Raw genomic sequence first — 11,686 nt, 5'->3', positions numbered from 1 at the left:
AGGTCACCCGGACCGGTGACCGATAAAAGACCAGGAGGTCTCATGCGCATCACTATCAAGGCCAAGCTGGCCGCCGCCTTCACCCTGATCGTCCTCCTGGCCGGGGCATCGTCCCTGCTGGCCCTGGACGCCATGTCGGACATGCACGACCGCGTCGGCTTCATCGTCGACGTCAACGCCCGCGAGGTTGAACTCACGGGCGAGATCAAAGCCCGGTTCCTGAACTCGCAGCGTCGGGCGCGCGACATGGTCCAGACCAACAGTGAAGAGGAAATGAAGCGGCTCATGGATAATATAGGAACTGATATATCCATAATGAATGCTGCTATCGATGATTTAAAGCCCCTGCTTCAGACCGACTACGGCCGAAGAAATACAGAAAACCTGATCTCAAGCGTCACAAAATACAGCGCGCTTATTGATGATATATACAGCCTTGCCCAACAGAACACGAATCACAAGGCCGGCATCATGATGGACTCGGAAGGCGAAGCCGAGGTCGTCATCATGGAAGAGGCTTTGGAAACACTTGCCCGGGCCGCTCGCCTGCGGTCCGATGATCGGGACAGCCTCTTGATCGCTCAGTTCTCCGACACCCTGCACCGTCTGGGAATCGCGGAGCGGGAGATGATCATCGAATCCTCGCCGGAGATCCTGCAAAGCCTCAATGCGGACGCCGAGACGATGATCCGCGAATGGGTGGAGCGTCTGGACACGCTGCACCGCGTGGCCACCGATCTTGATCCGGCCGCCGTCCAAACCCTTCGAGACTCAGCGACCCGCTACATCGCGACTTCCGAACAGATCCGCCGGCTCTCCATGATCAACAGCAGGGACAAGGCCTTCGCCCTGTTGAACACGGAAGCACGCGACATCGCCAATGCCATCGACGAGGCCGTTGACAACCTTTCCACACGAAGCAAAGAGCTGATGACCGAGGAAGTCGCGGACAGCACAGCCGCCTATGACTCGGTGCGCACGTTTATGATCAGCGCGATGATCTTCATCGTGGTGGCCAGCACGATCATCGCCACATGGATTTCCCTCTCGGTCAGTCGCGGGCTGAGCAAGGCGGTCGGTCTCGCCAACGACGTCGCCCTCGGCGACCTCGAACAGACCGTCGAGGTCAAGGCCAACGACGAGATCAAGGATCTGGTCGACGCCCTGAACCGCATGACGGCGAACCTGAAGCAAACGGCAAGCGTGGCGGAGAGCATCGCCAACGGTCAGTTGTCCGTCGACGCCAAGCGTCTGTCTGACAAAGACACGCTGGGCATCGCCCTAGAAAACATGCTGGACCGCCTGCGCACGGTGGTCAGCGAGGCTCTGGGGGCCGCCGAACAGGTGGCGTCCGGCAGCCAACAGCTCTCGGCCACGTCGGAGCAGATGGCGCAAGGCGCGTCCGAACAGGCGTCCGCCGCCGAGGAGGCCTCGTCCTCCATGGAAGAAATGGTCTCGACCATCAAGCAGAGCGCCGACAACGCCACCCAGACCGAGAAGATCGCCCGCCAGTCCGCCCGCGATGCCGAAGCCAGCGGCGACGCGGTGTCCAAGGCGGTCGAGGCCATGCGCACCATTGCCGAGAAGATCAACATCGTGCAGGAGATCGCCCGCCAGACCGACCTTCTGGCGCTGAACGCGGCCATCGAGGCCGCCCGCGCCGGCGAGCACGGCAAGGGCTTCGCGGTCGTGGCCTCGGAAGTGCGCAAACTGGCGGAACGCAGCCAGGCCGCCGCATCGGAGATCATGACCCTGTCGTCGGAGACCGTCACCGTGTCCGCCGAAGCCGGCGACATGCTGACCAAGCTGGTGCCGGACATCCGCCGCACCGCCGAACTGGTCGAGGAGATCAGCGCCGCCGCCCGGGAACAGAACGCCGGCGCCGAGCAGATCAACACCGCGATCCGGCAGTTGGATCAGGTCACGCAGCAGAACGCCAGCGCATCCGAGGAAATGTCGGCCACGTCGGAGGAACTGTCGGCGCAGGCCCAGCAGCTCGACAGCACGATGGCCTTCTTCAACCTCGACGACACGCCGCGCGGTGGTGTCCGTTCCGCGCCATCGTCCACGTCCGCCAAACCGGCCTGCGTTCGCCCCGCACCAGGCAACACCGCGGCCAAGTCGGCCGCCGCCCCGAAGGCCCGGCCGGGGACCAACGGCCAAGGTCCGGAACGGGCGTCCGCGCCCGCGCGCAGCGGCGGCATCACCCTCGACCTCGATGACGACGAGGACGCGCGGTACGAACGCTACTGAGGCCACACCCCCGCCCCGCGTTCTCGACGGGCCCGAACACCGACCGTCCCGGCGTTCATCAAGGAAGGACTGGCGCCATGACTGCGAACCCTGCGCCTCGAAGCCCGGGTTCCGGACCGCCCCGAGGCCTCAGTGCGGCCGCGACCGAGGTGCGGTCGACACAGGCGGACACACAATATGTCACCGTCGGCGTCGATCGCGAGGTCTTCGCGCTGGACGTGGCCTGCGTCCGGGAAGTGATCGATCCGCAACCCTTCACGCGATTGCCGAACATGCCGCCGTCCGTGTGCGGCATGATCGACGTGCGCCACCAGAGCGTGCCCGTGTTCGATCTTCGCGTAACGTTCGGGTTGAGCTCGGGCGAACAGACCGAACACACCCGCATTGTCGTGCTGGAGGTCCCGTTCGGCGACCGCGCCGCCGTGCTCGGCGCCTTGACCGACCGCGTGTTCGAGGTCACGGCGCTGGACGAGGCGGACATCGAGGCCCCGCCGGAGTTGGGCGGCGCGTGGCGATCCCCGGCGGTCGCGGGTCTGGGCCGCCGCAAGGGCCACCTCGTGGTCGTGCTCGACATTGCGAAGGTCTTCAGTCTCACCGATCTCACGATGGCGTCCGCCGATGATATCCGCCTCTGAGCCCACGCGCGCGGGCGCCGTCGCGTCCACCACCGTTGTAACACATAACGACCCGGCCGCTGGGACCCGCGTCCCCGGACCGACACCGGCCACCCGGCGCGTTCTGTCGGCCCGCGCCGTCACGGGTGCGACGCGGGCCTTTGAGGACTCGCTGCACCCCAAAACATTCCGATGGCTGGCCGCCCTGTTCGAGGAGCGCGTCGGCATCCGGCTACCGCCCGCTAAACTGTGCCTGGTCGAAAGCCGGCTGCGCCGCCGCGTGCGGGCGCTTGGCCTGGCGTCCCTACGCGAATACGCCGCCCTTCTGAAAGCCCCAGAACGGCTTGCGGTCGAGTTCCCCAACCTGGTCAACGCTCTGACCATCAACAAAACCGATTTCTTTCGCGAACCGGCGCATTTTTCCTGTCTTCGGGATCGGGCGCTGCCCGATGTGATGGCGCGAACGGGCGCCGGACACACACGGCCGCTGAGCATCTGGAGTGCGGCCTGCTCAACCGGCGCCGAGCCCTACACCATGGCCATGGTGCTCAGCGAATACGCCCGCACGCAGGGGGCATTCCGCTCCTCCGTCCTCGGGCTTGATATCGACACGGATGCCCTGGCGGTGGCACGGCGGGCCGTTTATCCGGCCGCCATGAGCGACCCGATTCCCGAGGCGCTGCGCCGCCGCTATCTGCTGAAGGCCCGTGAGCCGCAAAACGCAACGGTCCGGATCGCACCGGAGGTGCGGCGGATGGTGACCTTCCAACCGATCAACCTCCTCAGCCCGGACTGGGGTCCGGCCGGCAGCGCGGATATCATCTTTTGCCGCAACGTCCTGATCTACTTCGAGCGGCACAACCAGGAAAAAGCGCTCCGGGGCCTGTGCGAGCGCCTTCGGCCCGGCGGATACCTCTTCGTCAGCCATTCCGAGGCGCTGCACGGCATGGCGCTGCCGCTCCGCTCCGTTGCTGCGGCGGTGTACCAGCGGCTCGGTGCGGCCCCGACGGGGGAGGCGTAACATGCCGGCACGGGGCCCGCGGGCCATCAAGGTTCTGATTGTCGATGATTCCGCGACGGTCCGTCAGACCATGCTCGACCTGTTGTCGGACGACCCGGAGATCGAGGTGGTCGGGACTGTGCCCGACCCCTACGCGGCCGCCCGACGCCTCAGCACCGTGGTGCCCGATGTGATCACGCTGGACATCGAGATGCCGCGCATGGACGGCATCACGTTCCTGCACAAGCTGATGGACCAGCATCCGCTGCCCGTCGTGGTGTGTTCGTCCCTGGCGGCCGACGGCACCCAGACCCTGGCCGACGCCCTGGCCGCCGGAGCCGTTGATGTCATCGCCAAGCCGCAGGTGGGCACGCGCCAGTTCCTGCTGGACTCCCAGGTGCGCATCCGCGACGCGGTGAAGTCGGCGGCGCGGGTGGACATGTCCCGGTTCAACGCCCTGCGTCGGGCCTCGGCCGACCGCCCGACGCCGAAGCTGAGCCCGGACGTCATGGTGCCCCCGGTCACCCGCCACCGGGTGGGGACGACGACGGAGAAGATCGTCTGCATCGGAGCCTCGACCGGCGGGACGGAAGCATTGCGCATCCTGCTTCAGGGCATGCCCCTCGATTGCCCCGGCATCGTCGTGGTGCAGCACATGCCGGAACACTTCACCCTGGCGTTCTCGCGGCGGCTCGACGGGTTGTGCGGCATCGGCGTCAAGGAGGCGGAGGACGGCGACCCGATTCTGCGCGGCCACGCCCTGATCGCCCCCGGCAACCGGCACCTGCTGATCCAGCGGGACGGCGCCCGGTACTCCGTGCGGATCAAGGACGGACCGCTGGTCAGCCGGCACCGGCCGTCCGTGGACATTCTGTTCCGGTCGGCGGCGCGGGCCGCCGGGCCGAACGCGGTCGGCGTCATCCTGACCGGCATGGGCGACGACGGGGCGCGCGGCCTTCTGGAGATGCGCACGGTCGGCGCGATCACCCTGGGCGAGACCGAAGCAAGCTGCGTCGTCTATGGCATGCCGAAAGAGGCCAAAGAGCGCGGCGCTGTGATCCGCGAGGTGCCCCTGGACCGCATGGCCCGTGAAATCATGGTGGCCCACGCCGAGTTGAACGCCGGGCTGCCCGGCACCGCGCGGCGCCCGGCATGACCCCGCCGTCCGCACCCAGCCGCGATCCCCAGACCTTGCGGGCGGTGTTCCAGACCGTGCCGCGCTGGTTCCTGGGCCCCGGCGAGATTCACGCCTCTCGGGCCCCCTGCCTCATCTCCACCATTCTTGGCTCGTGCGTCGCGGTCTGCCTGCATGACCCTATCGCCGAGATCGGCGGCATGAACCACATCGTGCTGCCGTTCCTACCCGCCGGCCACGCGCCGTCGGCGCGCCAGGGCGACTACGCGATCACGGCCCTGGTCGAACGGATGCTGAACCTGGGCGCCGACGAATCGCGGCTGCGCGCCAAGATTTTCGGCGGCGGCGGCCTCTTGGCCCGCACCAACGGGCATGCGACCGCGTCTCCCGCCGACATCGGCCAGCGCAACGTGGCGCTGACGCGCCAACGTCTGCGGGACCTGTCCATCCCGATCGACAACGAGCGCGTGCTGGGCACCACCGGCATCGTGACCCGGATGCTGACGACCACCGGCGACGTCTGGATCCGGAGCATGGAGAACCCGCCGGCCGATTCGCACCGAACCAGCCACGGCCCGCGCGGCCGCCTGACCATGCCCCCGTCCCAAACCCGTAAGGCTCGTCATGACCGACATGCGCCCGACACCCCCCGCGACCCGTCCCGTCCGGAGACCCGGCGCTGACATGCCTCACGACGCCACAGAATGGGCGCGGCGGATCGATCAGACCCGCGCGGCGCTTCTGGACCTCCACGGTCCGTGCGAAAGCGGGTTTGTCGCCATCGGGGAGCACCTGTCGGTCACCCACCGGGCGACGGGCGATATGGCGGAGGCGGCCGCCGGCCTGGCAGAGGTTCTGGGGGCAACCTGGATCACGGATGTGGCCGGCCGCCTCGACGCCAACCTGGGCGTGCTTGATGCCACGCTCAAGGCGGACGCGGCCGATACCGAGCTACGCCGCATGGACGAGGCCGTGAAGGCCATTCGCGCCGCCGTCCAGGGACTCGCCACCATGATGGGTCAGGTCCGCATGACGGCGATCAACGCGCGCATCGAGGCCGCCGTCCTGTCGGATCGGACCGTCGACTTTTCGGTGTTCACGCGCGAGATCGGGCAACTGGCCGCACATGGCGATGCCAGCATTCAGGCGGTGCGGACCGCGCTGGATACCCTCCAAACGTTTCTGGCGAAAACCGTGAGGCTGCGCGGTGCGTTCCGCCAGCAGCACGACGGGGAGATGGCCGCCATCGGGACCCAGCTTGAAGGCGCGGTGGCGACCCTGCGGTCCCGTCAGCAGACCGCGCGGAGCACCCTGGACGATATTCCGGCCGCCATGGCGCAGATCCGCTCGGCCGTGTCGGACATGGTCGGCGCTCTGCAAGCCGCCGATGCCATCCGCCAACGTCTGGAACATGTCGAACACGCCTTGGACACGGCCTCGGACCTGTTGGGCCAGACGGCCCGGGACGATGGCCCCGGTTCGGCCCACAGCGCGGTCGTCGTCAACGCGCTCTGCCAGCTTCAGGCGCATCAGCTCGCAGCGATCGGCGCCGAGTTCGCGGACAAGACGGAGGTCATCGAGTCGCGCCTGACCCTGGTCGGTGATCGAATCCGCCACATCCACGACGGGGTCCAGCGGATCCACGCCGCGGCCTCGGGCGACGACGGGTCGTTCCTGTCCGGTCTGAACGACGTTCTGGCGCGCGCCGACGTCGTGCTGCGGCGGTATTGGGACGCCCGGCACGAAACCGAGACCGCCATGACGCGGATCGCCACCATGAGCAAGGACATTGCCGAGGCCCTGAAGGCCATCAACGAGATCGACGCCGACATGCACGTGATCGGCCTGAACGCCTCGATCAAATGCGGCAACCTGGGTTCGCGCGGCCGGGCGCTCAACGTCGTCGCCGTCGAGTTGCAGGGCTTCGCCCGCCGCAGTCGGACGATTGCCGGGAACATCGCGACCGCGCTGGACAGCATCGTGAACGCCTCCCAGGTGCTGAGCAACCAGGAGGGCGGCGAGACCGACACGCTGCTGAAGGACCTGGATACGGTGTTGCGAACCTTCGACGAGGGGGTTCGTACCCTGGTGACCCAGACCGACGGCCGGTTGCACGCCGTCAACGCCCAGGCGGAGACCCTGGCCGGCGCGGTGGACCGGTCGGTGGAAACCTTCTCGATCCGCCAGACCATGCTGGCGACCCTGGGGGAGTGTCAGGCCACCCTGGCCGACATTGCACAGCGCTGTTCGCCCCACGTGCAGGGGGCCGCGTTGGATGCCGCCCGGAAGGAGGCGCTGGCGTTCCTGAGCACGCATTACACAATGGCGGACGAGCGCGAGATCCACGAGGCGCTGTTTCAGGAGGGCGCCCAGCCGATGCGATCGCCCGGGCCCTCCCGGCCGCGCTCGCGGCCGACATCCGCGCCCGCTCCGGCACCGGCACCGGCCGCCCCCGGCGAGCCGGATATCTCGGACCTGCTGTTTTGAACGCCGTCCGCGCGATCCGCTCCGGATCGCGCCGGGCGTTTTGTTTAGAGCATCGTGCGGGACATCCGGCTCACACAAACCCGCTTTAGTGATCCGATCCGTGCAGGATGGCCTCGCGCAGGCCGGTCTCGTACGCTTGGCCCTCCGGCGTTAGGGCCATGCCGCCCTCGCCCGGCACCACCAGACCTTTACGAATCAGCGCCATCCACACGCCCTGGTTCTCCAGGCCGTTCGCGTCGGCCTTCATCACCACGTAGCGGCCCAGGTGAAAGTGATTGCCGTGCGGATGGGGCAGCCGGCCGATGGTGATGTTCCCGGTGGCCGGGTCCTTGGTCGCCACCGAGGGATCCTGGGCCAGTTCCTGGATCAGGGTCAGGGTCTTGAGCTGAAGCGTATTAAGTTTCTTCGGGTTGGCCTTCGGCGGCATGGGCGTGGGTCCTGTCAGGCGGAGGAAAGGGCGCGTCAGCGAGCCTGACCATCCGGCCGCCGCAGCCCGTGGCGCATCGGGTCCGATGAATCGGGAAGGGGCCTAGAGCATTTTGCGTGACATCGGGATCACGCAAAATGCTCTAACTTTTTGATATTGAAGCAAATCGTCGTCGCGATCTGTTCCAGATCGCTCGGGATTTGCTCTAGAACAACCCTTCCAGGATGCCTTTCTCGCGCCGCTCGATCGAGGGCGAGGCGCCCGTGGTGGGCGGCTGGCCGAGCGCGCGGTTTTCCCGCAGCCGCCGGCTCTCGGCAGTGGCGTCCAGTTGCGTGCCGAAGGACTCCGGCTCGCGCCAGAACAGCAGCACATCGGCGAAGCCGCGGCTCTCCTCGGCCAGAACGCTGGTCTCTTCCTCGACCACGGCCCGGATATCCGGAATGGCGCGGTCGGTTCCGGCGCGCGTCAGCAGGGCGCGCTCCCCCTCGCTGGCGCCCTCCGGCAGGGCGCGCTGCGTAACGCCGCCCGCACCGGGGGCGCCGGTAATCACCCGGCGCGCCTGATCGCGGGTCGTGCCTTCCTGCGGCCGGGCGGAACCCGGGCTCGGCGGCCGGAGGTTGAAGTCCGGCGGCAGGCTGAGCGGCGCGCGGGTCACGACGGCGAACTCGTCCGGCGGCTCTTTCTGCAACCCAAGCGCCCGTTTGGGATTGTCGCAGCCCGTCAGCCCGGCCAGCAGCCCGACGGCAATGCCCGCGGCGATCCAGCCTCGCATGGTCAACGCTCCACCCAATGACATCCGCGCCCCGAAATCTTGGACCGACGGTGACGAACCAGGACCGTCCGCATCCGCGGTCCGCCCACTCGACGGATGAGTCCGACTCATCCGCCGTTGGTCTTAGGCGATTTGCCGCCCGCGAACAAGGCATCCCACACCAGCAGGACCGCCCCTACGGTAATCGCCGAATCCGCCACATTGAACGCCGGCCAGTGATATCCGGCCACGTGGACATCCAGAAAGTCCATCACGGCCCCATGCACCATGCGGTCGATGGCGTTGCCGACCGCGCCACCGATCAGCAGCCCCAGACCGCCGACCGCCACGCGGCTGCCGGCCCGGCGCAGCCACCAGGCGAGACCGACCGACACGGCGAGCGCAAGCCCCGTCAGCACAATCGGCGTCCAGGGCGATCCGGTGGCAAACAAGCCGAACGACACGCCCGGGTTCCAGACCCGGACCAGAGAGAAGAACCCGGTCACCGGCACGCCGGTCGGCGCGGGCTGAAGGCCGGCGAACACGGCATACTTGGTCGCCTGATCGAGCAGAATGACCACCGCCGCCAGAGTCAGTCCCCAACGGACCGGCCGCGCGGGCGCCCTATCGCGGTGCTGCACGCCGCCTCCGGTTCCGTGTTCCGTGCCCTGTCCCATGATGCTCCTGTGTCGTCTGGACGCCGGGTCCCGCCCCACGCCGGGCCTCGTGCGCGGCCCCACAATGGCCCGGCGGCGGCCGTGTTGGCAAAAGCCTTTTGCGGCAGAACCGGACCGGGCGGCCCGAATACGGGGCGTCCCGCATACGGAAACGGCGGATGGGACGCCCCATCCGCCGGATTCCGAACCAGACCGGTCCGGCCCCATGCCGGGGCCGGACGCGGGGATCAGTTCGCCTGGCGGCGCAGGAAGGCCGGGATCTCAAGCTGGTCCTCGCGGTGCGAGGAGACCGGCCGGTCCTCCGGATTGACCGTCATGGCACGCGGCTCGCCGGTCTCCTCGGACGACCGGGGCTGACGGGCGCGCTCGCGCGCCCGCTCCAGGGCCGCCTCGCGCTCCCGCTCGCGCTCTTCCTCCTCGGCGCGGGCGCGACCGAAGCCGGTCATGCGCTGGAACAGGGACGGCCGCTGGCTGCGCCGCTCCTCCTCGCGCGTGTCCCGGGCGTCGCGACGCGGACCATGGTACTCCCGCACCTCGTAGCCGCCGCCATCCCGCTTGGGCGTCCCTTCCGAGGCCACCCGCAGGCCGGGCTGAATGCCGGGCTGGAGGGTCGGACGCCCCGGCTGCGGCGCCGGATGCATCGGCTGGGACAGGGTCGGGCGCGGCTGGGCGTTGCGGTCGAGCGCGTTCTGCCCGCTGACCGGTGGAACCCCCTCGGCGTGCCCATAGGCGTAACCGTTGCCCGAACCGACAGCCTGACCGCCGGCCCCCGGAGCGCCGCCGGCCGTCGGCGGCGTCAGGCGGGCGCCGCTGGCCACCGGCGGCTGGGCCGCGCGCTGCGGAATGAACGCCCCGGCACCGCCGCCGCCCTGTCCGGGCTGCAGCGGGAAGGACGGACGGGACGCCACGTCCCCGTGTCCCCCATGACCACCGGTCGAGGACGACGCGCCTTCGGACCGGGACGGCGCCCGCTCGGCGGCGTTGGACGACCGCGCCTTGGCCCGCCCCTGTTCGTCGAGAACGGCCGCCGGATCGACCATGTCGTCGCCCGCGCGGGTCTCCCTCCCGCGCAGATCGGCGGCGGTGTCGTCCAACACCTGCGGTTCACGCTCCGACGCCGCGCCGACACTCGTGGCATGGGTTTGAACGTCGGCGTGGCTCGCCGCGGCCGCCGGCCGCGACTCGCGGTCCGGCGCACCCGGACGAGCGGTCCGCTCCGCACCGCCGATGGCCGCGCGGCCCGCCGCCAGCCCTAGGCCGAAGCCACTGCCGCTCGCCTCCAGACCCTCCTGGGGCCGCGCCTGGGTGACGGCGTCGATGCCGCTGGCGACCACCGACACCCGCATCGTGCCCTCGATGGAGCTGTCGAGGCAGGAGCCGAAGATCACGTTGGCGTCCTCGCACTTGATCTCCTCGCGGATGCGGTTGGCGGCCTCGTCGACCTCGTACAGGGTCATGTCGTTGCCGCCGGTGATGTTGATCAGCACGCCACGCGCGCCTCGCATGGAGGTTTCCTCCAGCAGCGGGTTGGCGATGGCGGCCTCGGCGGCCTCGATGGCGCGGTTCTCGCCCGCGGACTCGCCGGTGCCCATCATGGCGCGGCCCATGTCCATCATGACCGTGCGGACGTCGGCGAAGTCCAGGTTGATCAGCCCCGGCATGATCATCAGGTCGGTGACCGAACGCACACCCGCGTACAGCACGTTGTCGGCCATCTTGAAGGCGTCGGCGAACGTCGTCTTCTCGTTGGCGACCCGGAACAGGTTCTGGTTCGGGATGATGATGAGCGTATCGACGTACTGCGACAGCTCGTCGATGCCGCCCTCCGCCAGACGCATGCGGTGGGTGCCCTCGAACTGGAACGGCTTGGTGACCACGCCGACCGTGAGGATGCCCATGTCGCGGGCGCAGCGGGCCACCACGGGCGCCGCGCCGGTGCCGGTGCCACCGCCCATACCGGCGGTGATGAAGCACATGTGGCTGCCCTTCATCTCGGCGGACACCGCTTCATAGCTTTCCTCGGCGGCGGCGCGGCCGATGTCCGGGCGGGCGCCGGAGCCTAGACCGTGCGTGGTCTCGCCGCCCAGTTGAATGCGCCGGTCCGTCCGCGCCTGCGCCAGGGCCTGCGCGTCCGTGTTGGCCACGACGAAGTCGACGCCCTCCAGGTGGGCCTCGATCATGTTGTTGACCGCGTTGCCGCCGGCGCCCCCGACCCCGATGACGGTGATCCGGGGCTTCATTTGGGGTTCGATATCGTCGGGCACGCCCAGATTGATGCTCATGTTTGCCTCCGTCCTTGTGTCGTCGTTCCGCGGGCGCGCCATGGCGGGCCCCTCATGCTG

At 68.5% G+C, this 11,686-nt stretch carries 10 protein-coding genes; 6 read left to right on the top strand and 4 right to left on the bottom strand.

Annotation, left to right across the window (positions count from 1 at the left end; genetic code table 11):
* Window positions 1–42 precede the first annotated feature (42 nt).
* The 6 genes from GGD82_RS15980 to GGD82_RS15955 all read left to right on the top strand — a co-directional run bounded on the left by GGD82_RS15980 (window position 43) and on the right by GGD82_RS15955 (window position 7,489).
* Entirely contained in the window at window positions 43–2,253 is a 2,211-nt protein-coding gene (locus GGD82_RS15980) for a HAMP domain-containing methyl-accepting chemotaxis protein (RefSeq protein ID WP_150063325.1), read from the top strand.
* A gap of 77 nt (window positions 2,254–2,330) precedes the next feature.
* The gene (locus tag GGD82_RS15975; protein WP_150063324.1) at window positions 2,331–2,888 is read left to right on the top strand and encodes a chemotaxis protein CheW; all 558 of its coding nucleotides are present in this window, start codon (window positions 2,331–2,333) and stop codon (window positions 2,886–2,888) included.
* A complete protein-coding gene (locus GGD82_RS15970; protein WP_150063323.1) occupies window positions 2,872–3,888 on the top strand; it encodes a CheR family methyltransferase in 1,017 nt (338 codons plus the stop codon). Before GGD82_RS15975 ends, GGD82_RS15970 begins: the two co-directional genes overlap by 17 nt.
* A gap of 1 nt (window position 3,889) precedes the next feature.
* Window positions 3,890–5,023 carry a protein-glutamate methylesterase/protein-glutamine glutaminase gene (locus tag GGD82_RS15965; RefSeq protein WP_150063322.1) on the top strand — a complete coding sequence of 378 codons (1,134 nt, stop codon included), beginning with the start codon at window positions 3,890–3,892 and terminating at the stop codon, window positions 5,021–5,023.
* Entirely contained in the window at window positions 5,020–5,685 is a 666-nt protein-coding gene (locus tag GGD82_RS15960; RefSeq protein ID WP_150063321.1) for a chemotaxis protein CheD, read from the top strand. The genes GGD82_RS15965 and GGD82_RS15960 overlap by 4 nt, the downstream gene beginning before the upstream one ends.
* A gap of 1 nt (window position 5,686) precedes the next feature.
* The gene (locus tag GGD82_RS15955) at window positions 5,687–7,489 is read left to right on the top strand and encodes a methyl-accepting chemotaxis protein (RefSeq protein WP_170284378.1); all 1,803 of its coding nucleotides are present in this window, start codon (window positions 5,687–5,689) and stop codon (window positions 7,487–7,489) included.
* An 85-nt stretch (window positions 7,490–7,574) separates the two neighbouring features.
* Here the strand turns inward: GGD82_RS15955 and GGD82_RS15950 are convergent, their stop codons facing one another.
* The 4 genes from GGD82_RS15950 to ftsZ all read right to left on the bottom strand — a co-directional run bounded on the left by GGD82_RS15950 (window position 7,575) and on the right by ftsZ (window position 11,626).
* Window positions 7,575–7,916: a hypothetical protein gene (locus GGD82_RS15950; RefSeq protein WP_150063319.1), complete on the bottom strand. Its 342-nt coding sequence runs from the start codon at window positions 7,914–7,916 to the stop codon at window positions 7,575–7,577.
* A gap of 205 nt (window positions 7,917–8,121) precedes the next feature.
* Window positions 8,122–8,688, bottom strand: a complete 567-nt coding sequence (locus tag GGD82_RS15945; protein ID WP_150063318.1) for a DUF3035 domain-containing protein — start codon at window positions 8,686–8,688, stop codon at window positions 8,122–8,124.
* Window positions 8,689–8,795: 107 nt separating this feature from the next.
* A complete protein-coding gene (gene lspA / locus GGD82_RS15940; protein ID WP_150063317.1) occupies window positions 8,796–9,344 on the bottom strand; it encodes a signal peptidase II in 549 nt (182 codons plus the stop codon).
* 227 nt (window positions 9,345–9,571) lie between these two features.
* On the bottom strand, window positions 9,572–11,626 hold the full coding sequence (gene ftsZ / locus GGD82_RS15935) for a cell division protein FtsZ (protein ID WP_150063316.1): 2,055 nt from the start codon (window positions 11,624–11,626) through the stop codon (window positions 9,572–9,574).
* Window positions 11,627–11,686: the final 60 nt, after the last annotated feature.

The sequence above is a fragment of the Roseospira marina genome, assembly GCF_014197855.1.
GTDB classification, from domain to species: domain Bacteria; phylum Pseudomonadota; class Alphaproteobacteria; order Rhodospirillales; family Rhodospirillaceae; genus Rhodospira; species Rhodospira marina.
Note: the sequence above shows the minus strand (reverse complement) of the source record. Positions and strands in the feature narration are given on the sequence as shown.

What these genes read in the sequence shown, in the direction of transcription:
- lspA (WP_150063317.1), bottom strand. Translation starts at nt 9,344, where the DNA reads ATGGGACAGGGCACGGAACACGGAACCGGAGGCGGCGTGCAGCACCGC.
- GGD82_RS15955 (WP_170284378.1), top strand. Translation starts at nt 5,687, where the DNA reads ATGCCTCACGACGCCACAGAATGGGCGCGGCGGATCGATCAGACCCGC.
- GGD82_RS15970 (WP_150063323.1), top strand. Translation starts at nt 2,872, where the DNA reads ATGATATCCGCCTCTGAGCCCACGCGCGCGGGCGCCGTCGCGTCCACC.
- GGD82_RS15945 (WP_150063318.1), bottom strand. Translation starts at nt 8,688, where the DNA reads ATGCGAGGCTGGATCGCCGCGGGCATTGCCGTCGGGCTGCTGGCCGGG.
- GGD82_RS15965 (WP_150063322.1), top strand. Translation starts at nt 3,890, where the DNA reads ATGCCGGCACGGGGCCCGCGGGCCATCAAGGTTCTGATTGTCGATGAT.
- ftsZ (WP_150063316.1), bottom strand. Translation starts at nt 11,626, where the DNA reads ATGAGCATCAATCTGGGCGTGCCCGACGATATCGAACCCCAAATGAAG.
- GGD82_RS15980 (WP_150063325.1), top strand. Translation starts at nt 43, where the DNA reads ATGCGCATCACTATCAAGGCCAAGCTGGCCGCCGCCTTCACCCTGATC.
- GGD82_RS15960 (WP_150063321.1), top strand. Translation starts at nt 5,020, where the DNA reads ATGACCCCGCCGTCCGCACCCAGCCGCGATCCCCAGACCTTGCGGGCG.
- GGD82_RS15975 (WP_150063324.1), top strand. Translation starts at nt 2,331, where the DNA reads ATGACTGCGAACCCTGCGCCTCGAAGCCCGGGTTCCGGACCGCCCCGA.
- GGD82_RS15950 (WP_150063319.1), bottom strand. Translation starts at nt 7,916, where the DNA reads ATGCCGCCGAAGGCCAACCCGAAGAAACTTAATACGCTTCAGCTCAAG.